Source organism: Salmonella sp. WC3, from assembly GCF_042932255.1.
GTDB classification, from domain to species: domain Bacteria; phylum Pseudomonadota; class Gammaproteobacteria; order Enterobacterales; family Enterobacteriaceae; genus Salmonella; species Salmonella enterica.
In genome coordinates this window covers 1788602-1810435 of record NZ_CP170629.1, presented here as the reverse complement: position 1 = coordinate 1810435, position 21834 = coordinate 1788602, and the positions used below count along the sequence as shown (strand labels likewise).

Sequence of the window (21834 nt, the reverse complement as noted above, 5' to 3'; positions counted from 1 at the left end):
GCGGTTGACCTTCTTACCCGCACGCTCTATCTTCTGGCAGCCCTGAATATTTTGCGACTCGCCGTTGCAAACCCAATACCTTTTTTACGCATAATCAGGCAGGTAATGACCCTTCGCGCCAGGGTTAGCACATGGCGTTTTTGCAATAGTGGCATATGAATTCAACCCTTATCGATTCACTTCTCGCCCGTCGTCGGGCGGTAAGCCCGTGGGCGGGCCTCTACTTTTTACAGTCGCTGCTGATTAACCTCGCGCTCGGCTATCCCTTTAGCCTGCTTTATACCGCGGCGTTTACCTGCCTGTTGCTGTTGCTCTGGCGCTACCTGCCCCGCGGACAAAAAGCGCTGCTCGGCATCTGTTCGCTGGTAGCTGCTTGCTATTTTCCCTTTGGCCAGGCTTACGGCGCGCCGAACTTTAATACGCTGCTGGCGCTGCACTCCACCAATATGGAAGAGTCGAGCGAAATCCTGACCATCTTCCCGTGGTATAGCTACCTGACCGGACTTTTTATTTTTGCGCTGGGTATTATTGCGCTTCGCCGCCGAAAAGAAGAGGTCAAGCCGCGCTGGAATAGCCTCGACAGCCTGTGCCTGCTGATTAGCGTCGCGGCATTTTTCGTCGCGCCGGTACAAAATCTGGCGTGGGGCGGCGTTTTTAAGGTTATTGATACCGGCTATCCGGTTTTTCGCTTCGCCAAAGACGTTATCGTCAATAACAACGAAGTCATTGAAGAGCAGCACCGTATGGCGCAGCTATCCGGCATAAAAGATAGCTGGACGGTTACTGCGGTGAAACCCAGATATCACATCTATGTCGTGGTGATTGGTGAAAGCGCGCGACGGGATGCCATGGGCGCTTTCGGCGGCCACTGGGATAATACCCCCTTCGCCAGCCATGTGAATGGCGACTTCTTTATGGATTACATCGCCGCCAGCGGCTCAACGCAAAAATCGCTTGGTTTAACGCTCAATCGCGTGGTGGATAACAAACCGCAGTATCAGGATAACTTCGTCACGCTGGCTAACCGCGCCGGTTTTCAGACATGGTGGTTTTCCAATCAGGGGCAAATTGGCGAATACGACACGGCCATCGCCAGTATCGCCAAACGCGCCGATGAAGCGCATTTCCTGAAAAACGGCGATTTTGAAGCGGATAAAAATACTCGCGACGACGCGCTGTTAACCATGACGGCGCAGGTATTGGCGACAGAACGCACGCAACCGCAGTTGATTGTGTTGCATTTAATGGGATCGCATCCCCAGGCCTGCGACCGTACTCAGGGAAAATACGCGACGTTTGTCCAGTCGAAAGAGACGTCTTGTTATTTATACACCATGACGCAAACCGACGATTTGCTCCGTCAGCTCTATACTCAGCTTCGTCATAGCGGCGACAGTTTTTCGCTCGTCTATTTCTCCGATCACGGGCTGGCGTTTAAAGAGCGCGGCAAAGCGGTACAGTACCTGGCGCATGACGACAAATTCCAGCAAAACTTCCAGGTGCCGTTTATGGTGCTATCCAGCGACAGTAAAGAGCATCGGATCATTAAAGCTCGCCGTTCCGCGAACGATTTCCTGAGTTTTTTCTCGCAATGGACAGGAATTAGCGCTAAAGAGATCAAAAATCGCTATCGATTTATTTCGGAACAGAAAGCCGGGCCCGTTTATATCACCAATTTCAAATTACAGAAAGTGGACTATAACCATCTGGGCAGCGATATTTTTTCACTAAAATAATGCACGTTTCAGGCAATAAATATCCTCCGGCATAGCCGGAGGTTTTTCAGATGCGCCTGTAAGGCTCTCTTACCAGCCGCGCCCTAACAGGCGCATACGATCTGACATTTGCATCAAACTTCGTTACTTACGGCCCGTAAACGGGCTGCCCGGATAAGGGATCGATAATTGCTCACCCATTTTATCCTCTTCAAGCTGGTGCTTTATGTATTCCCGTATCTTCGCCGTGTTCTTACCCACCGTATCGACATAGTACCCTCTGCACCAGAACTCCCTGTTCCTGTATTTGAATTTTAGATCCCCAAACTGCTCGTAAAGCATCAGACTACTTTTACCCTTCAGATATCCCATGAAGCTCGACACACTCATCTTCGGCGGGATCTCCAGAAGCATGTGAATATGATCTGCACAACATTCCGCTTCCAGGATTCGTACGTTTTTCCATTCACACAATTTTCTTAATATGCTGCCTACTGCCCTACGCTTCTCTCCATAGAACGCTTGTCTTCGGTATTTGGGCGCGAAAACTATGTGATATTTACAGTTCCATCGGGTGTGCGCTAAGCTCTTTTCGTCCCCCATTGGGACCCCCTTTTGATTTCTTGTTGAACTTTTGCAGTTGCCAGACCGCAAGATGTTTTAACAAATCAAAAGGGGTTTTAATAACTGGCTTAAAGCTGAAAGCTTTCCGGAACCCCCAGCCTAGCTGGGGGTTTTCCATAGACAAAAAAAATCCGCCCCGAAAGGCGGATTTTTCATTTTCACCGACGTGATTAGAAGCGGTAACCTACGCCAGCAATCCAGGTGCCAACGTCAACGCTACGAATACGGCTCTGCTCGTAAGAGAAGTCCAGAGCAACATTTTCCATCGGGTTGAATTGCAGACCAGCGCCATAGGAGAAGCCATAATCGCTGGTGTCATGTTTGTAGGTTGGGTAATCGGTCGTCTGGAATTTACCGTAACCCACACCGACTACACCGTAGATGCTTGCCCAATCGTTCAGACGGTAAGCCGGGCCGGCAGTGATGCCGTAGTACTGACCTTTGTTGTAATCGCCTGCACCGTTAGTACGATCTTTTTCGGTGTAGGTGAAGGAACCGATTACGCCCAGCGGGTTGTCGTCCTGCTCGTAACGATACTTCAGGTTGAAACCGCTCATTTTATTCGCTACGCCCTGCGCGTCGCTCTGAGCGTAACCACCGGTAACGGTAGAAGTAGCAGCTACTGCAGTACCTGCGGAAAAAGCCAGAACAGCGGTCAGTGCTGAAAGACATGCAATTTTTTTCATAACCACCTCAAATGTGCTTCAAGTAAGTCCTAAGTTTTAAATATATCAAAAATTAATGGGAAACTCTTTGCGATTCACGGTGTCTAAGGGCGCCTTTCATGTAACAGAACGTTTCCATATCGCGCTATCTTATTCAATTAACATCACTTTTCCGGCTTATTGCACCAATAATGCGCGTGCGGCGCGATACATTCATCCAGATTATTCCTAAACTAACAGTCTATTTATCCATCAATTTAAGTTCATTTTATGGAATCCTGGAAATTTTTTTTCAACAAATCCTCAACCGCCGCGGGGAATTTCCATTACACTGCCACCTTTACTCGTACTGACATTTTTTGACAGGAGAAAGGATGCCGGGGTCAACACGTAAACTACCAGTCTGGTTGCCCATTTTGGTTTTGCTCATTGCCATGTCCTCTATTCAGAGTGGCGCTTCACTGGCAAAATCGTTATTTCCTCTTGTCGGCGCGCCGGGTGTAACGGCGCTTCGTCTGGCGTTGGGAACGCTTATCCTTATCGCCTTTTTCAAACCCTGGCGTTTGCGTTTTGCCAAAGAGCAGCGGCTGCCTTTACTGTTTTATGGTCTGTCGCTGGGCGGGATGAACTATCTATTTTATCTGTCGATTCAAACGGTGCCGTTGGGTATTGCGGTCGCGCTGGAATTTACCGGTCCTCTGGCGGTCGCGCTGTTTTCATCCCGGCGGCCGGTAGATTTTATTTGGGTCGTACTGGCTGTGCTTGGACTCTGGTTCCTGCTGCCATTAGGACAAGATATGTCTCACGTCGATCTTACCGGGGCCGCGTTGGCGCTCGGCGCTGGCGCCTGTTGGGCTGTCTATATTCTTACCGGCCAGCGAGCAGGCGCGGAACATGGTCCGGCCACGGTGGCGGTAGGCTCGCTGATTGCCGCCGTCATTTTCGTGCCGATTGGCGCAGTTCAGGCTGGCGACGCGCTATGGCACTGGTCGATTCTTCCCTTAGGGTTAGCGGTCGCTGTGCTTTCTACGGCACTGCCTTATTCACTGGAAATGATTGCGCTGACGCGCCTGCCAACCCGCACCTTCGGTACGCTGATGAGCATGGAACCCGCGCTGGCCGCCGTTTCCGGGATGATTTTTCTGGGCGAAACGCTTACGGGCATACAGATCCTGGCCCTGTGCGCCATCATTGCCGCCTCAATGGGTTCTACCCTAACGATTCGCCGCGAACCGCAAATTAAACAAGTTGACGTAAAATAGTTTCTTATTCTGCATGATGTGCATAATCATGCAGAATATCACCTCGTTATTCACCTTTTATTATCGCGCTATTACTTCGTCATTTTTTGTCATATTTTTTCTCATTTTTTACATTAAAATGAGAATTATTACCCACCAAACAACAAACCTGCCTAACCAATTGATTTATAATCAAAATAAATATTAAATCTTGTCTGTACTATTAAAGTGATAGGTAAATTCAAAAAAGCAAAGTTAAAAACCGGTGCTATACTTATTTTCGTTAATTACCTGGGACACAAACATCAAGAGGATATGAGATTATGAGTACCGCTAAACTGGTAAAAACAAAAGCGTCTAATCTGCTTTATACCCGTAACGATGTATCAGAGAGCGATAAAAAAGCGACGGTTGAGTTGCTTAATCGTCAGGTGATCCAGTTCATTGACCTGTCGCTGATCACGAAACAGGCCCACTGGAACATGCGCGGTGCTAACTTTATTGCCGTTCATGAGATGCTGGATGGCTTCCGTACCGCACTGACCGATCATCTGGATACTATGGCCGAGCGCGCCGTACAGCTTGGCGGTGTGGCGTTAGGCACCACGCAAGTTATCAACAGCAAAACTCCACTGAAAAGCTATCCGCTCGACATCCATAACGTGCAGGATCACTTAAAAGAACTGGCCGATCGCTACGCTGTTGTCGCTAATGATGTTCGCAAAGCTATCGGTGAAGCCAAAGATGAAGACACTGCCGATATCTTTACCGCCGCATCACGCGACCTCGATAAATTCCTGTGGTTTATCGAATCCAACATCGAATAAATCTATCTCTACCCTGAATACTTCGAGTTGCAGGAAGGTACAAACGCAGCGAATCCGCAGAAGCCTGACTTCCGTCTGTCACTGAAGCGAACGCACCTGCAACTTGATGTACACAGGTATATAAGTCATCCCTATACCCCTGCCTGGCACAGGGGTTTTGCACTTAAATAGTGCACACGTCTTGTACTCCCCTCCGATAAAAGTGAATTATTTGTAATAATTACATCACACAATCGTTAATTAAAGATTGTTTTAACAACAATTTTTACGCTAAATAGACCCTGTATCTCTACTTTGTTATTCATGCACTAAATCAGTGCCCCAAAACGGTGCGGCATACTGGTTTTGCCCGACTTATTGTGCACAGGAATGATTGACGCTTCTGTTAAAACAATGAGTTACATAATTGGCATGATTTTTTCATTACGCTACATGTTCTCGCAGGGGATCGCCCCGTGGATAGAAAAGGAAATGCTATGAAGTCTCTATTAAAAGTTTCACTGGCTGCACTTACCCTGGCTTTTGCGGTGTCTTCGCACGCCGCGGATAAGAAACTCGTTGTGGCAACCGATACGGCGTTCGTTCCGTTTGAATTTAAACAGGGCGACAAATACGTCGGTTTTGATGTTGATCTGTGGGACGCTATCGCGAAAGAATTGAAGCTGGACTACACCCTGAAACCGATGGATTTCAGCGGCATTATTCCGGCATTACAAACCAAAAATATCGATCTGGCGCTGGCGGGTATTACGATTACGGACGAACGTAAAAAAGCGATCGACTTTTCCGATGGCTATTACAAAAGCGGTCTGCTCGTGATGGTGAAAGCCAACAATAACGACATTAAAAGCGTTAAAGACCTCGATGGCAAAGTCGTTGCCGTGAAGAGCGGAACCGGGTCGGTGGATTACGCGAAAGCGAATATCAAAACCAAAGACCTGCGTCAGTTCCCGAACATTGATAACGCGTACATGGAATTAGGCACCAACCGCGCAGACGCTGTTCTGCACGATACGCCGAACATCCTGTACTTTATCAAAACCGCAGGCAACGGCCAGTTCAAGGCGGTAGGCGAATCGCTGGAAGCACAGCAATACGGAGTTGCCTTCCCGAAAGGCAGCGATGAACTGCGCGAGAAAGTCAACGGCGCGCTGAAAACGCTGCGTGAGAATGGCACCTATAACGAAATCTACAAAAAATGGTTCGGTACAGAACCTAAATAAAACGACCTGATGTTGGCTTGTGGCCCGGTAGTGAGGACGCTCACCGGGCCTACAGCTCTTTTCCGTGACGGATAAGACACTTTCACGCCATTTCCGCGCCGGATAGAGCATTTGACTATTTACACCACGGTAACAGGAACGACATATGCAGTTTGACTGGAGCGCCATCTGGCCCGCCATTCCGCTTTTGCTTGAGGGCGCTAAAATGACTCTGTGGATCTCGGTCCTCGGTCTGGCTGGCGGCCTGGTTATTGGACTGGCGGCAGGTTTTGCCCGTACGTTTGGCGGCTGGTTCGCCAACCACATCGCCCTGGTTTTCATTGAAATTATTCGCGGCACGCCCATCGTTGTCCAGGTCATGTTTATCTACTTTGCCCTGCCGATGGCATTTAATGATTTGCGTATTGATCCATTCAGCGCAGCGGTCGTGACAATTATGATTAACTCCGGCGCTTATATCGCGGAAATTACTCGTGGCGCAGTATTATCCATTCACAAAGGTTTTCGCGAAGCGGGTCTGGCGCTGGGCCTTTCTCGCCGGGAAACCATCCGCCATGTTATTTTACCGCTTGCTCTGCGCCGTATGCTGCCGCCGCTGGGCAACCAGTGGATCATTAGCATCAAAGACACCTCGTTGTTTATTGTTATCGGCGTAGCCGAGCTGACCCGTCAGGGCCAGGAAATTATTGCCGGTAACTTTCGCGCCCTGGAAATCTGGAGCGCCGTGGCCGTCTTCTATTTGATCATTACGCTGGTGCTGAGCTTTATTTTGCGTCGTCTTGAAAGAAGGATGAAAATCCTGTGATTGAATTTAAAAACGTCTCCAAGCACTTTGGCCCCACCCAGGTGCTACATAACATTGATTTAAACATCCGTCAGGGCGAAGTGGTTGTGATTATCGGCCCTTCCGGTTCGGGTAAATCCACGTTATTACGCTGTATCAATAAACTGGAAGAGATCACCTCCGGCGATCTGATTGTCGATGGTCTGAAAGTCAACGATCCTAAAGTAGACGAACGGCTGATTCGCCAGGAAGCCGGCATGGTGTTTCAACAGTTTTATCTGTTCCCGCATCTGACCGCGCTCGAAAACGTGATGTTCGGTCCTCTGCGCGTGCGCGGCGTAAAGAAAGAAGAAGCGGAAAAACAGGCGAAAGCTCTGTTAGCGAAAGTTGGACTGGCGGAACGGGCGCACCACTACCCCTCCGAGCTTTCCGGAGGTCAACAACAGCGCGTCGCCATTGCCCGAGCGCTGGCAGTGAAGCCGAAAATGATGCTCTTTGACGAGCCAACCTCCGCTCTGGACCCTGAACTGCGCCATGAAGTGCTGAAAGTCATGCAGGATCTGGCGGAAGAAGGCATGACCATGGTCATTGTCACTCACGAAATCGGCTTTGCCGAAAAAGTCGCCTCACGGCTGATTTTTATCGATAAAGGCCGTATTGCCGAAGATGGCAGTCCGCAGGCGTTGATCGAAAACCCGCCAAGCCCACGTTTACAGGAATTTTTACAGCACGTCTCCTGAGATATCGCCCTTCCAGCCCTGCGGCAGGAAGGGCATCATGGAATAGTCCCATTTCATTTTCCCTCCCCTGCGCCATCTATACTTAGTGTTTTGCGTCTCTTTTCTCACTGGAGGAGTTATGCGGTGGACCCTGTTCATCCTTTTTTGTCTACTGGGCGCACCTGCCCATGCGGTCGCCATACCCGGCGTGACCACGGGGACATCAACCAGCCAGCAAGCAGCGCCAGAGCCTAGTCCTGAACAAAAAAAAGCGGCCTATGCGGCCCTGGCTGACGTACTGGAGAACGAGGCTTCACGTAACGAATTGATAGCGCAACTCCGCGAAGCCTCAACCACGCCGCCGACCGAGCCAGCGCCAGCGCTTGCGCCGCCTGCGGCCAAAGATGAGAAAACGGTACTGGAGAACGTCACCACCGTTACCCGTCAGTACGGCGATGCTTTCGCTACCCGTTTCGCCCAGCTTTATCGCAACATCACCGATGCGCCGCACAAGCCGTTTAACTCGCAAACCTTCACCAACGCGTTAACCCACTTTTTATTTCTGGCCGTCGCGGTATTTGGTTTTTATAGCGTGATACGGCTTTGCGCCCTGCCGTTATATCGAAAAATGGGCCTGTGGGCACGCAAGAAAAACCGTGAACGCAGCAACTGGTTACAGCTCCCGGCGATGATCGTCGGCGCGTTTATTATCGACCTCCTGCTACTGGCGCTCACCTTATTTATCGGTCAGATGCTCAGTGATAATTTCCATGCGGGAAGTCGAACTATCGCTTTTCAGCAAAGCCTGTTCCTGAATGCCTTCGCGCTAATAGAGTTCTTTAAAGCGATTCTGCGGCTTATTTTTTGCCCTAATGTACCGGAGTTACGCCCATTCGCGATTCAGGATGCGACAGCGCGTTACTGGAATCGCCGTATGAGTTCCCTTAGCAGCTTGATTGGCTACGGGCTGATTGTTGCCGTTCCGATTATTTCCAACCAGGTGAATGTTCAGGTTGGCGCGATGGCTAATGTGGCGATCATGCTCTGCATCACCATCTGGGCGCTGTACCTGATCTTTAAAAACAAAGCGGAGATTACGCAACATTTATTAAGTCTGGCGGAACGATCATTAGCCTTTTTTAGCCTGTTTATCCGCGCCTTTGCGCTGGTGTGGCACTGGCTGGCCAGCGCTTACTTTATCGTGCTGTTTTTCTTCTCGTTATTCGACCCAGGCAATAGCCTGAAGTTTATGATGGGCGCGACCGTGCGCAGTCTGGCGATTATTGGCATCGCGGCGTTTATCTCCGGTATGTTTACCCGCTGGATAGCGAAAACCATCACCCTGTCGCCCCATACGCAGCGCAACTACCCGGAATTACAAAAGCGGCTTAACGGCTGGCTCTCCTCAGCGCTAAAAGTCGCACGCTTTTTGACCGTCTGCGTCGCCGTTATGCTGTTGCTCAACGCCTGGGGGCTATTCGATTTCTGGCACTGGCTACATTATGGCGCGGGGGAAAAGATGGTCGATATCCTTATCCGTATCGCGTTAATCTTATTCTTCTCCGCCGTGGGATGGACGATCCTCGCCAGTCTGATTGAGAATCGTCTGGCCTCCGATATTCATGGCCGCCCGCTACCCAGCGCCCGCACGCGCACGCTGCTGACGCTGTTCCGCAATGCGCTGGCAGTGATTATCAGTACCATAACCATCATGATCGTGTTATCGGAAATCGGCGTCAATATCGCGCCATTGCTGGCTGGCGCGGGCGCGTTAGGTCTGGCTATCTCTTTCGGTTCGCAAACCCTGGTGAAAGATATTATCACCGGCGTCTTTATTCAGTTTGAAAACGGGATGAATACCGGCGACTTAGTCACCATAGGCCCGCTGACGGGGACGGTCGAAAGAATGTCGATTCGTTCCGTCGGCGTGCGGCAAGATACCGGGGCATACCATATTATCCCGTGGTCCTCGATCACCACTTTCGCCAACTTTGTGCGCGGTATCGGCTCTGTTGTCGCCAACTATGACGTGGATCGCCATGAGGATGCGGATAAAGCGAATCAGGCGCTGAAAGACGCGGTAACGGCGCTGATGGAGACGGAGGATATTCGCGGGCTGATTATCGGCGAACCCACGTTCGCCGGTATTGTCGGTTTAACGAACACGGCGTTTACTTTACGCGTGTCGTTCACCACGCTACCGCTCAAGCAGTGGACGGTGCGTTTTGCCCTTGATAGCCAGGTGAAAAAGCATTTTGATCTGGCGAATGTGCGCGCGCCGGTGCAAACGTATCAGGTTCTGCCCGCCCCCGTCGGCGGCCCGTCGCCTGATTCGCTGCCGCCGCGCGAACCGACGATTTAGCGTTTACGGGTGATAAAACGGCGACGCTGGTCGTCATCCATAAAGGTCCAGGCAATAAAGCGGCTTTGCTTTTGCCCTTGGGCCATCTCTTTTTTCACCACTTTCACCGCGCCAGCCTCCGTCAACGCCCGGTAAAGCGGCGGTAAATTCTCGCCGCGCGACACCAACGTCGTAAACCACAACACCTGACGGCGGAAGGATTGGCTTTCAGCAATCATTTTTTTAATAAAGGCGACTTCGCCGCCTTCGCACCATAGCTCCTGCTGTTGACCGCCAAAGTTCAGCGCATCATCTTTATTCTGCCCCAAATTGCGGCGCTTACGCTCGCAGCCCGCGCGGGCTGCGGCGGCGGAGTCGTGAAAAGGCGGGTTACAAAGCGTTGCGTCATAAAATTCATTTTTATGAATGATACCGGTAAAAATGGCCGCCGGATCTTTTTGCCGACGCAGACGAATGGCGCGGCTTAACCCCGTATTAGCCTGAATGATAGCCTGCGCGCTGGACATCGCTGCGTCGCTGACTTCACTACCGGTAAATCGCCAGCCATATTCATGGACGCCGATAAGCGGATAAATACAATTGGCGCCCACGCCCACGTCCAGAATAGTTGCCTGCGCCGGAATACTCCCTGTCGTTTCGCCAAGCAGATCCGCCAGATGATGGATATAATCCGCACGACCAGGCACCGGCGGACATAAAAACCCTGGCGGAATGTCCCAGTGTGTGACGGCATAAAAATGCGCCAGCAATGCCTTATTGAGCGCTTTTACCGCTTGCGGATTAGCAAAATCAACGCTCTGTTCACCGGCGGGCGTGCGGATAAGAAAGGACGTCAATTCCGGCGTGGTCTGACACAGTGCGGCGAGATCATAACGGTGTTGATGGCGGTTGCGCGGGTGTAACCCCGGTTTCTGGGCGGACATGGCATTCTCCTTTTAGCAGCGGCGTAAGATACCCGTATAACGCCACGGGGTAAATATACCACCGCGAATTCCCTGCCTCGCTCGTTTGATCGGCTCTCTGAATGACATTGGCTCTGCTCATGGTCTGAAAAGGCCGCGCGATGCGATTTTTTCGCCTGACGGCGCTACACTTAACCTCAGGTACCCTAAAATCAGGAGAGCGTGATGGCATCCGGCTGGGCAAATGACGACGCAGTGAATGAACAAATCAACAATACCATTGAAGATGCCGTTGCCCGCGCTCGCGGCGAACTTCCCCACGGCGAAAGTCGCGATGAATGCGAATCTTGCGGCGATCCTATCCCTGAAGCGCGGCGTAAAGCCGTGCCGGGCGTTCGGTTATGCATAGCCTGCCAACAGGAGAAAGATTTACATAACGCAACATTTTCAGGATATAATCGTAGAGGTTCAAAAGACAGCCAGTTACGCTGACTTTTCTTTACCGAAACCGCCAGTATTATCCATTCCTTTACGCTCATGCTTTTTAGCGTTCTGCGTCGCAGAATGTGCCGTTAACCTCGACTCTGTAAAGCCAGATGACAAGAAAGGTAAATTCAACCGTTGAATTAATTAATAATCAATAGGTTATTTGTCATTCAAAAATTTTGAGCAAGGCAGTCAATTCTATTCGATTTTATCTTTCGCAAAAAACCGTGATACTCATCACATCGACGGAACATCGTCCCATAAACAGAATAACCTGCGAGAGATTAATCATGAAAACCATTAAATATGCTGTTGCAGCCATCGCGCTTTCCACCCTTTCTTTTGGCGCTTTTGCCGCAGAACCGGTTAGCGCGTCTCAGACGCAAAACCTGCATAAAATCGGCGTAGTGTCTGCCGATGGCGCCACCACGCTGGATGGCCTGGAAGCTAAACTGGCAGAAAAAGCCGCCGCTGCTGGCGCAAGCGCTTATAACATCACCTCCGCCGTAGGTAATGACAAAATGAGCGGCACTGCGGTGATTTATAAATAATTTACCTGCCCGCCAGATTTCAGGCTGTAACATCGCTGTTGTTTGAATTCTGACGGGTATTACCCTCGTCTGTTTGCCAACAGACCCACTGCTCCAACCCTCATTAACCCTGTTTGTTACCCTTATTTGCCCGTCCGCCACTGGACGGGCTTTTTTTATTCGCTAAAAGCCTGTTCGACGCGCGCAAGCCCGTCTTCTAACGTCGCCGCCTCTCCCGTCGCAACCAGACAACAGGCCATTTGCGTTTTTAATGATTGCGGCACCGGCTCGTGGCCGGCAAGGCAGCGCTCAATCCAGCGCGCGGTGATTTCAGGATCTTTAGTCGCAGGCAGTGAAAGCGGCTCGTCGTACGTGTCGCTCTGGCGCTCATGCAGTACCTGCACGCCGCGGCTATCAATCAGGCTAATTTGCGGACAGCGTTGCGGGTTGGCATAGACTTCGCCTTCGGTACCATGCATCAGCAAAGCCCGCCCGCCAATGCGGCTAAAAAAGGTCGCCACACGCGGAACATATTCAGGATGAGAAACGCTTGATAAACGCAGCGCGGCATCCTCAGCAAATGGCGTCGCCAGCTTGGTCAGTGAATGCGCGCTGTTACGCACGCCCATCCGCCAGCGCATCGCCAGCTGTTTTTCCAGCGGCGGGCAGAGCGCGCTCACCGGGATAAACACCGGCTGGCGCCCGTCCAGTTTGGCCTGCGCTTGTCCACCGTGTAGGGTGGGGATAATCCCCATCAGCTCAAATATAGTTTCCGTCAGTACACGGGTCGGATCTTCACTGACGCCGTGTACTACGACTGGGAAGCCCAATTTATGCAGCAGGATAGCCAGCAGCGGCGTTAAATTCGCCTGTTTACGCGCGCCGTTATAGCTGGGAATAACGACCGGCAACGGCCTATCTGCGGGCGGTGTCAGTTTGATGGTATGATTCTGCATGGCTTCATAAAAGCCCAGCATTTCGGCTTCGCCTTCGCCTTTAATACGCAGCGCCATCAATATACTGCCCATTTCCAGGTCGGGGATGTCGCCATTCAGCATTCGGGTATACAAACCGCGCGCGGTATCCAGATCCAGATCGCGGGCGTGATTTTTACCTCGCCCGATCTCTTTGATGATCTTGCGATAATCCATTGAAAGCTCCTTGAAGTGTGCTCACAGCATTAACGCCGTCGGCGGCGTGCAGGTTTTGCTTTTGGTTTTACTATAACGTCTGGCACGGCAGGCTGCTCTATCGGAAAAACAGGTAAGGCATTCAGTAAACGCTGTCCGTAGTTTTTGGTCAACAACCGCTTATCATAAATGACCACTTCTCCCCGACAGGCATGGCTACGGATCAATCGCCCTACCTGCTGAATTAAATTAAAAGACGCGCTTGGTAAACTTTGTACCTCAAACGGATAACGATTCAGGCTTTTTAGCCATTCGCCTTCGGTGATCACGACCGGGCTGTCGATCGGCGGAAAGGCAATTTTATGGATATGGACTTGCGTCAGCAGCTCGCCTTTAAGATCCAGCCCTTCGGCAAAAGACTGAAGCCCAACCAGCACGCTACGTTCGCCGCTCTCCACCCGTTTACGGTGCAGCTCTACCAGCCGGTAACGCGGCTGGTCACCCTGGACCAGGAGGAGTAAGCGCACATCAGCGACATGCTCCAGAAAACGCTGCATCGCCCGCCCGCTGGCGAACAGTACCAGCATACCATGATGTTTTTTGCTCTCCAGTTGCTCACGAAAATAGGCTGCCATTTCGGCAATATGCTGCTCTTCGTTATCAATGGTGGGTTCGTAGCGCATTTGAGGAATCACCAGTTTCCCCTGTTCCACATGATTAAACGGCGAATCCAGCGCCACAAAGCGGTCGCCGGCTTTTTCTTTTAAGCCGCTCATTTCCTGCAGGCGCGAAAAGCTATTGAGCGAGCGCAGTGTCGCCGAGGTGACAATAATGTGCGGTACGCTGCGCCATAACAATCTTTCCAGCTGATCGCTGACGCGGATACCGACACAATGGAACCAGACGTGGAGTTGCCCTTCGCGTATTTCACGCGTCGCCCATTTGGACACCGGCGCGCCTGAAGACTGCGCCATCGAAGCCAGCCGCCATAATTTACTTTGCGCCTCGAACATTCCCAGCGCCCGGTTCATCTGTAAAATCACCCGATGCAAACGCACAATATCGTGCGACCCGGTTTTTTCGCTGAGATCGTTGAGAAAGGATTCCGCCAGCCCACGCAGCGTCTCGGTCAGCTTCGCCAGTCGCTGGCAGATTTCCATGACCTCATCAGGCAACTCGCCCATTGCAAAACGGTGCTCCGCCTCCTGCGCTGCGGGCATATACAGATTAAGAATGGCATTGAGCGAGGCGATCAGTTCGTATACCTCCTCGCAATGGGCGTTAAGTCGCTCAGGGTTCGCTAACGGCGGCGTGGTTTTAGGGCGAAATTGCTCCATGCAGGTCGCCACCAGTTTGCTGAACAGATCCAGTTGCAAGCGATACCAAGAGGCGGTAATTTCCGCGCTCATCTCCAGCGCATCGCGAGCGACATCGGGCAGATGATGACCTTCATCCAGTACCAACAGCAGATGCTTTGGTTCCGGCAGTACGGCTTCACTTTCCATCGCCGCCATTACCAGCGCGTGATTCGCCACCACGACTTCCGCTTCCTGTATTTCACGTCGGGCGACAAAGAATGGACATTCGCGGTAATAGTGACAGTTGCGGTTCAGACAACTGGCTTTATCGGTACTTAATCGCCGCCACAGATCGTCGTCAATAGCAATGTCGGTATGATCCCGCAGACCATCCCATTTGTAACCGTCAAGATCCCCTTTCAGCCTGGCGCAACGCTTTTGCTCTTCCTGGTTGTTAGGCGTCAGTTCGTCATCAAGAAAGGCGAGCAGATCCTGCTGCGTAGGCTCGCTACTGGCGAGCGCCGCCAGGTTTCGCGGACACACGTAACGCCCGCGGCCAAAGGCGGCGGTAAAGCGCAGATCGGGGATGATTTTTCGTAGCAGCGGCAAATCTTTGCTAAAGATCTGATCCTGTAACGCCACGTTAGCGGTACTGACCACCAGTGTTTTTTGCTCTTCCCGGGCAATGGCGATACCGGGAATAAGATAGGAGAGGGTTTTCCCGACGCCGGTCGGCGCTTCAATAGCCAGATGTCTCCCTTCTTCCCCGGCCAGCGTTCTGGCGACGTCAGCAATCATCTGCCGCTGCGGCGCACGGGGAATAAAGTCGGGAATCTGTTCCTGAAGCGCCTTATACCAGGCGGCGATTTGCGCTTTCAGCGCAGCGGTCAATGCCATGAGAAAACCTGAAGTACTGTATAAACAGCCACTATTGTGGCACATTTCAGGGGCGGGAAGTACCTTTTTTGCCGGTTCTGGAAGGCGGCTCGCAACGCGATGTGTATTTTGCCGGATGACGGTGCAAGCACCTTATCCGGCCTACGTATTTGCATAGTCCGTAGGCCCGGTAAGCGTCGCGCTACCGGGCATGTTGCCGGATAAAATTTACTGGGCAGGCGTGATTCTGCGCGGGCGACGCGGCGGACGTGCTTTGTCGCCCGCGGGTTTCCCCTCGCCTGTGCGCGGTTTTGGTTTCGCCTTCGCTGCCCCACTATCCTGACGTCGCGGCTGCTGACTGCGCCCCGCTCCCCCCTGATTTTGTCCGCGTCCACGACCGCCGCCGCCGCGCTGCTGACGGCCATTCTGAATCGGCTCCGCTTTAATCGACGGATCCGGCTCATAGCCCGGCGTCGTAATGCGTGGGATCTCTTTTTTCAGCAACTTTTCGATATCACGCAACAATTTATGTTCGTCAACACAGACCAGCGACAGCGCCTCGCCAGTTGCCGCCGCGCGACCGGTACGGCCAATACGGTGTACATAATCTTCCGGCACGTTCGGCAGCTCATAGTTGACCACGTGCGGCAGCTCTTCAATATCCAGACCACGCGCCGCAATATCCGTCGCCACCAGCACGCGAATATCGCCGGATTTAAAATCGGCCAGCGCGCGGGTACGTGCGCCCTGCGATTTATTACCGTGGATCGCCGCGCTGCGAATACCGTCTTTATTAAGCTGTTCCGCCAGATGGTTCGCGCCATGCTTGGTGCGGGTGAAGACCAACACCTGCTGCCAGTTGCCCTGGCCAATCATCTGCGACAACAGTTCACGTTTGCGTTTTTTATCGACAAAGTGCACGTGCTGCGTCACCTGCTCTGAGGCCGTGTTGCGGCGCGCCACTTCGATTTCCAGCGGGTTGCGTAACAGCTTTTCGGCAAGCGCTTTGATGTCGTCGGAGAACGTGGCGGAGAACAGCAGATTCTGACGCTTCGCCGGCAGTTTCGCCAGCACGCGACGAATGTCGTGAATGAAGCCCATATCCAGCATACGGTCGGCTTCATCCAGTACCAGAATCTCAATCTGATCCAGCTTTACGGCATTTTGATGTTCCAGGTCGAGCAGACGTCCCGGCGTCGCCACCAGCACATCCACGCCGCCGCGCAGTTTCATCATCTGCGGATTGATGCTTACGCCGCCAAATACCACCAGCGAGCGAATGTTGAGATATTTACTGTAATCTCTGACGTTTTCGCCAATTTGCGCCGCCAGCTCGCGGGTTGGCGTGAGGATCAATGCGCGCACCGGGCGACGACCTTTAGCGTGCGGCTGATGGGTAATCAGATGCTGCAACAATGGCAGGGTAAAACCCGCCGTTTTACCGGTTCCGGTCTGGGCGCTGGCCATCAGATCGCGGCCTTCCAGCACGGCGGGAATCGCCTGTTGCTGAATAGGGGTAGGTTCACGGTAACCCTGCTCGGCAATGGCGCGCAGGATATCAGGGTTTAATCCCAGGGAATCAAAAGACATAACTACTCCGGACCGCCCCGACCGTTGCCGGTGTAGTTTTCAGGGAGATGCTCAAATTTGGAATGACAAAAACCACAATGTCATGAAGGGGCGGAGTGTAGCAGTTTTTGTGATGCGGCGCATAAATTATCCCGGAAGGTAGCAAAGACAAATTAATCGACCACACTGGACAAGTGCCATTATGAGTCATAGTCTTAATCAATCGATTGATTAAAAATTAGGGCGTGTGATGAATATTCCCACCACGACCACCAAGGGCGAGCAGGCGAAAAGTCAGCTCATTGCCGCCGCACTGGCGCAGTTTGGCTAGTATGGCCTCCATGCCACCACGCGCGATATCGCTGCGCTGGCGGGGCAAAATATTGCCGCCATTACTTACTATTTCGGCTCAAAAGAGGATTTATACCTCGCCTGCGCCCAGTGGATTGCCGATTTTCTTGGCGAAAAATTTCGCCCCCATGCTGAAAAAGCGGAGCGTCTGTTTAGCCAGCCTGCCCCTGACCGGGACGCCATACGCGAGCTCATTCTGCTCGCCTGCAAGAACATGATTATGCTGCTGACGCAGGAAGACACCGTTAACCTGAGCAAATTTATTTCACGCGAGCAGCTCTCTCCCACGTCGGCCTATCAATTGGTCCATGAACAGGTTATCGATCCGTTGCACACCCATCTGACAAGATTGGTTGCCGCTTATACCGGCTGCGACGCCAATGATACGCGCATGATTTTGCATACCCATGCCTTACTGGGAGAAGTACTGGCGTTTCGTCTCGGCAAAGAAACTATTCTGTTACGTACCGGCTGGCCGCAGTTTGATGAAGAAAAAGCGGAGCTGATTTACCAGACGGTAACCTGCCACATCGATCTTATTCTGCACGGTTTAACGCAAAGGAGTCTGGACTGATGAAAAAACCTGTCGTTATCGGACTGGCAATCGCAGCGATCGTCGCTGTGATTGCCGGTGGAACCTGGTGGTATCAAAGTCGGCAGGACGATGGGCTGACGCTATACGGTAATGTCGATATCCGTACCGTCAATATCAGCTTTCGCGTCGGCGGCAGGCTGGCGTCGCTGAATGTTGATGAAGGCGATACTATCAAAGCCGGACAGGTGCTCGGCGAACTGGATCACGCGCCATACGAAAACGCGCTAATGCAGGCGAAAGCTGGCGTGTCGGTCGCGCAGGCGCAATATGATTTGATGCTGGCAGGCTATCGCGATGAAGAGATAGCCCAGGCCGCCGCCGCCGTCAGACAGGCGCAAGCCGCCTATGACTACGCGCAAAACTTTTATAACCGTCAGCAAGGATTGTGGAAAAGCCGCACCATTTCCGCTAACGATCTGGAAAACGCCCGCTCATCGCGCGATCAGGCGCAGGCGACGCTGAAGTCCGCGCAGGATAAACTGAGCCAGTACCGTACCGGTAATCGTGAACAGGATATCGCCCAGGCGAAAGCCAGCCTGGAACAGGCAAAGGCCCAACTGGCGCAGGCGCAGCTTGATTTGCAGGACACCACGCTTATCGCGCCTGCCAACGGAACCTTGCTCACCCGCGCGGTCGAGCCTGGCAGTATGCTGAACGCCGGCAGCACGGTATTAACGCTCTCGCTGACCCGCCCCGTCTGGGTGCGCGCCTATGTCGATGAACGCAACCTCAGTCAGACGCAACCGGGGCGCGACATTCTGTTGTATACCGACGGTCGTCCTGACAAACCTTACCACGGCAAGATTGGTTTCGTTTCGCCCACCGCGGAATTTACGCCGAAAACCGTCGAAACGCCGGATCTGCGTACCGATCTCGTCTATCGCCTGCGCATTATCGTCACCGATGCGGACGATGCGTTACGCCAGGGGATGCCAGTCACGGTGAAATTTAATGACGAGGCACGGCATGAGTGAGGCCGTTATTACGCTGCACGGTCTGACGAAGCGCTTTGCGGGAATGGATAAACCCGCCGTCGCGCCGCTCGACTGTACCATTCATTCCGGTTATGTCACCGGGCTGGTAGGGCCGGACGGCGCAGGAAAAACCACGCTGATGCGTATGCTGGCGGGCCTGCTCAAAGCCGATGGCGGCAACGCGTCAGTATTGGGCTTCGACCCGATACAAAACGACAGCGAGCTGCACGCGGTTCTGGGCTATATGCCGCAGAAATTCGGTCTGTATGAAGATCTTACCGTCATGGAGAACCTTAATCTCTATGCCGATTTACGCAGCGTTACCGGCGAGATACGGGAAAAGACCTTTGCCCGTTTGTTGGAGTTTACCGCCCTCGGCCCTTTCACTGGCCGTCTGGCAGGAAAATTGTCCGGCGGGATGAAGCAAAAACTGGGGCTGGCCTGTACGCTGGTCGGCGAACCGAAAGTGCTGCTGTTGGATGAACCGGGCGTTGGCGTTGACCCGATTTCACGGCGCGAGTTGTGGCAAATGGTCCACGAACTGGCGGGCGACGGGATGCTGATTTTATGGAGCACCTCCTATCTGGATGAAGCCGAACAGTGCCGCGATGTGCTGCTGATGAATGAAGGCGAGCTGCTCTATCAGGGCGAACCTAAAGCGCTGACGCAAACGATGGCCGGTCGTAGCTTTCTGATGAGCAGTCCACAGGAAAACAACCGTAAGTTACTACAGAGAGCGCTCAGACTGCCGCAGGTGAGCGACGGCATGATTCAGGGGCGTTCGGTACGCCTGATCCTGAAAAAAGAGGCGACCGCAGCAGATATTCGTCAGGCCGAAGGAATGCCGGAAATCACCCTCAATGAGACCGCGCCGCGCTTCGAAGATGCGTTTATCGATCTGCTTGGCGGAGCGGGAACCTCGGAGTCTCCGCTGGGTTCAATCCTGCATACGGTTGAAGGCACTGCCGGCGAAACGGTGATTGAAGCGCAGGAACTGACGAAAAAATTTGGCGATTTCGCGGCCACGGACCATGTTAATTTCGTCGTACAACGCGGCGAGATTTTTGGCCTGCTCGGCCCGAACGGCGCGGGTAAATCAACCACCTTTAAAATGATGTGCGGCCTGCTGGTGCCGACGTCCGGCAAGGCGCTGGTGCTGGATATGGACCTGAAAGTCAGCTCCGGCAAAGCCCGTCAGCATCTGGGCTATATGGCACAAAAATTTTCGCTTTACGGCAACCTGACGGTTGAGCAGAACCTGCGTTTTTTCTCCGGCGTCTACGGTTTGCGGGGCCGCGCGCAAAATGAAAAAATTCAGCGCATGAGTGAAGCGTTTGGTCTGAAAAGCATCGCGTCGCATCCCACCGATGCGCTGCCGCTGGGCTTTAAACAGCGACTGGCGCTGGCCTGCTCGCTGATGCACGAACCGGATATTTTATTCCTTGATGAACCAACGTCCGGGGTTGATCCCCTCACCCGCCGTGAATTTTGGCTGCATATTAATAGCATGGTGGAAAAAGGGGTCACGGTAATGGTGACGACCCACTTTATGGATGAGGCGGAATATTGCGATCGCATCGGACTGGTTTATCGCGGGAAGCTTATCGCCAGCGGTACGCCGGACGATCTCAAAGCGCAGGCCGCCGATGAGCAACAGGCCGATCCGACGATGGAGCAGGCCTTTATCACTCTCATCAATGACTGGGATAAGGAGCATACGCATGAGTAAGTCTCTCTCCTGGCGCCGCGTGCGTGCGTTGTGCGTCAAAGAGACGCGCCAGATCGTGCGCGATCCCAGTAGCTGGCTGATTGCGGTGGTGATCCCGCTGCTGTTGCTGTTTATTTTTGGTTACGGTATTAACCTCGACTCCAGCAAGCTGCGGGTGGGGATTCTGCTTGAACAACAAAGCCAGGAGGCGCTGGATTTCACTCATGCGATGACCGGTTCACCCTATATCGACGCGACCATTAGCGATAACCGCCATGAATTAATTGAAAAAATGCAGGCCGGACGCATTCGCGGACTGGTGGTGATTCCGGTGGATTTCGCGCAGCAAATGGCGCGCGACGGTGACAGCGCGCCGATTCAGGTGATTACCGACGGCAGCGAGCCAAACACCGCCAACTTCGTTCAGGGTTATGTTGAAGGCATCTGGCAAATCTGGCAACAGCAGCGGGCGGAAGATCGCGGCGACACCTTTGAACCGCTCATCGACGTCCAGACGCGCTACTGGTTTAACCCGGCGGCGATCAGTCAGCATTTTATCATTCCCGGGGCGGTGACCATTATCATGACGGTAATTGGCGCAATCCTCACCTCGCTGGTCGTTGCCCGCGAATGGGAGCGCGGCACGATGGAGGCGCTGCTCTCAACCGAAGTGACGCGTGTTGAACTGCTGCTGTGTAAGCTTATTCCCTATTACTTTCTCGGTATGCTGGCGATGCTGCTCTGTATGCTGGTATCGGTGTTTATTCTCGGCGTGCCGTATCGCGGTTCGCTGGTGATTCTGTTTATCATCACCAGTCTGTTTTTACTGAGTACGCTGGGGATGGGGCTGTTGATTTCCACTATCACTCGCAACCAGTTTAACGCCGCGCAGGTGGCGCTGAACGCCGCGTTTTTGCCCTCGATTATGCTGTCCGGATTTATCTTCCAGATAGACAGTATGCCTGCGGTGATCCGCGCGGTGACCTATATTATTCCGGCGCGCTATTTTGTCAGCACCCTACAAAGTCTGTTTCTGGCCGGCAATATTCCGGTCGTGTTAGGCGTTAACGTACTGTTTTTAATCGCCTCGGCGGTGATGTTTATTGGCCTGACGTGGCTAAAAACCAAACGACGGCTGGATTAACTATGTGTATGGATAATTGTCGTCGTAGGCCGGATAAGGCGTTCACGCCGCCATCCGGTATTATGCCTGATACGCTTTGCTTATCAGGCCTGCAAACTGGACTGAGAGGAC

Annotated in this window: 18 protein-coding genes and 1 pseudogene; 13 read left to right on the top strand and 6 right to left on the bottom strand. The window is 52.7% G+C overall.

All coding sequences use genetic code 11. The features are described 5' to 3' along the window. Nucleotides 1-155: 155 nt before the first annotated feature. Nucleotides 156-1736: a phosphoethanolamine transferase gene (locus ACFK9X_RS08550; protein WP_151116151.1), complete on the top strand. Its 1581-nt coding sequence runs from the start codon at nucleotides 156-158 to the stop codon at nucleotides 1734-1736. 123 nt (nucleotides 1737-1859) lie between these two features. On the opposite strand, the gene tnpA is transcribed toward ACFK9X_RS08550, so the two are convergent. Together tnpA and ompX are read right to left on the bottom strand one after the other, a co-directional pair. Then, nucleotides 1860-2318 carry an IS200/IS605-like element IS200F family transposase gene (gene tnpA / locus ACFK9X_RS08545; protein ID WP_000502121.1) on the bottom strand — a complete coding sequence of 153 codons (459 nt, stop codon included), beginning with the start codon at nucleotides 2316-2318 and terminating at the stop codon, nucleotides 1860-1862. 191 nt (nucleotides 2319-2509) lie between these two features. Then, complete coding sequence (gene ompX, locus ACFK9X_RS08540) at nucleotides 2510-3025, bottom strand: outer membrane protein OmpX (protein ID WP_151116149.1); 516 nt, start codon at nucleotides 3023-3025, stop codon at nucleotides 2510-2512. Between the two features lie 353 nt (nucleotides 3026-3378). Between ompX and rhtA the strand changes: the two genes are divergently transcribed. From rhtA to ybiO, 6 genes are all read left to right on the top strand, one after another. Beyond that, complete coding sequence (gene rhtA / locus ACFK9X_RS08535) at nucleotides 3379-4266, top strand: threonine/homoserine exporter RhtA (RefSeq protein ID WP_151116147.1); 888 nt, start codon at nucleotides 3379-3381, stop codon at nucleotides 4264-4266. Between the two features lie 302 nt (nucleotides 4267-4568). After that, on the top strand, nucleotides 4569-5072 hold the full coding sequence (gene dps / locus ACFK9X_RS08530) for a DNA starvation/stationary phase protection protein Dps (protein WP_000100805.1): 504 nt from the start codon (nucleotides 4569-4571) through the stop codon (nucleotides 5070-5072). A 476-nt stretch (nucleotides 5073-5548) separates the two neighbouring features. Next, on the top strand, nucleotides 5549-6295 hold the full coding sequence (gene glnH, locus ACFK9X_RS08525; RefSeq protein WP_000838671.1) for a glutamine ABC transporter substrate-binding protein GlnH: 747 nt from the start codon (nucleotides 5549-5551) through the stop codon (nucleotides 6293-6295). 145 nt (nucleotides 6296-6440) lie between these two features. Next, nucleotides 6441-7100 carry a glutamine ABC transporter permease GlnP gene (gene glnP, locus ACFK9X_RS08520; RefSeq protein ID WP_001159076.1) on the top strand — a complete coding sequence of 220 codons (660 nt, stop codon included), beginning with the start codon at nucleotides 6441-6443 and terminating at the stop codon, nucleotides 7098-7100. Then, nucleotides 7097-7819, top strand: coding sequence for a glutamine ABC transporter ATP-binding protein GlnQ (gene glnQ, locus ACFK9X_RS08515; RefSeq protein WP_000569093.1), 723 nt, complete (start codon nucleotides 7097-7099; stop codon nucleotides 7817-7819). Before glnP ends, glnQ begins: the two co-directional genes overlap by 4 nt. Before the next feature lie 118 nt (nucleotides 7820-7937). Then, nucleotides 7938-10160, top strand: coding sequence for a mechanosensitive channel protein (gene ybiO, locus ACFK9X_RS08510; RefSeq protein WP_001267704.1), 2223 nt, complete (start codon nucleotides 7938-7940; stop codon nucleotides 10158-10160). Here ybiO and rlmF read toward each other — a convergent pair. Then, the gene (gene rlmF, locus ACFK9X_RS08505) at nucleotides 10157-11083 is read right to left on the bottom strand and encodes a 23S rRNA (adenine(1618)-N(6))-methyltransferase RlmF (protein WP_108614510.1); all 927 of its coding nucleotides are present in this window, start codon (nucleotides 11081-11083) and stop codon (nucleotides 10157-10159) included. The two genes, ybiO and rlmF, sit on opposite strands and share 4 nt — an antisense overlap. A gap of 204 nt (nucleotides 11084-11287) precedes the next feature. On the opposite strand from rlmF, the gene ACFK9X_RS08500 reads away from it, so the two are divergent. Further along, on the top strand, nucleotides 11288-11554 hold the full coding sequence (locus tag ACFK9X_RS08500; protein ID WP_000146330.1) for a DksA/TraR family C4-type zinc finger protein: 267 nt from the start codon (nucleotides 11288-11290) through the stop codon (nucleotides 11552-11554). Nucleotides 11555-11838: 284 nt separating this feature from the next. Beyond that, complete coding sequence (ybiJ, locus tag ACFK9X_RS08495; RefSeq protein WP_000849089.1) at nucleotides 11839-12099, top strand: DUF1471 family protein YbiJ; 261 nt, start codon at nucleotides 11839-11841, stop codon at nucleotides 12097-12099. Between the two features lie 155 nt (nucleotides 12100-12254). Here ybiJ and ybiB read toward each other — a convergent pair whose 3' ends face one another. From ybiB to rhlE, 3 genes are all read right to left on the bottom strand, one after another. Continuing rightward, entirely contained in the window at nucleotides 12255-13229 is a 975-nt protein-coding gene (gene ybiB, locus ACFK9X_RS08490; protein ID WP_151116145.1) for a DNA-binding protein YbiB, read from the bottom strand. A 29-nt stretch (nucleotides 13230-13258) separates the two neighbouring features. Then, nucleotides 13259-15403, bottom strand: a complete 2145-nt coding sequence (gene dinG, locus ACFK9X_RS08485) for an ATP-dependent DNA helicase DinG (protein ID WP_001218675.1) — start codon at nucleotides 15401-15403, stop codon at nucleotides 13259-13261. 207 nt (nucleotides 15404-15610) lie between these two features. Continuing rightward, a complete protein-coding gene (rhlE, locus tag ACFK9X_RS08480) occupies nucleotides 15611-16972 on the bottom strand; it encodes an ATP-dependent RNA helicase RhlE (protein WP_000007065.1) in 1362 nt (453 codons plus the stop codon). 229 nt (nucleotides 16973-17201) lie between these two features. On the opposite strand from rhlE, the pseudogene cecR reads away from it, so the two are divergent. From cecR to ACFK9X_RS08460, 4 genes and pseudogenes are all read left to right on the top strand, one after another. Continuing rightward, nucleotides 17202-17876 (top strand): annotated as a pseudogene (cecR, locus tag ACFK9X_RS08475) (transcriptional regulator CecR). Continuing rightward, complete coding sequence (gene hlyD, locus ACFK9X_RS08470; RefSeq protein WP_000743436.1) at nucleotides 17876-18871, top strand: secretion protein HlyD; 996 nt, start codon at nucleotides 17876-17878, stop codon at nucleotides 18869-18871. Before cecR ends, hlyD begins: the two are co-directional and overlap by 1 nt. Then, a complete protein-coding gene (locus tag ACFK9X_RS08465) occupies nucleotides 18864-20600 on the top strand; it encodes an ATP-binding cassette domain-containing protein (RefSeq protein ID WP_001287612.1) in 1737 nt (578 codons plus the stop codon). The genes hlyD and ACFK9X_RS08465 overlap by 8 nt, the downstream gene beginning before the upstream one ends. Beyond that, complete coding sequence (locus ACFK9X_RS08460) at nucleotides 20593-21723, top strand: ABC transporter permease (RefSeq protein ID WP_000045765.1); 1131 nt, start codon at nucleotides 20593-20595, stop codon at nucleotides 21721-21723. Before ACFK9X_RS08465 ends, ACFK9X_RS08460 begins: the two co-directional genes overlap by 8 nt. Nucleotides 21724-21834: the final 111 nt, after the last annotated feature.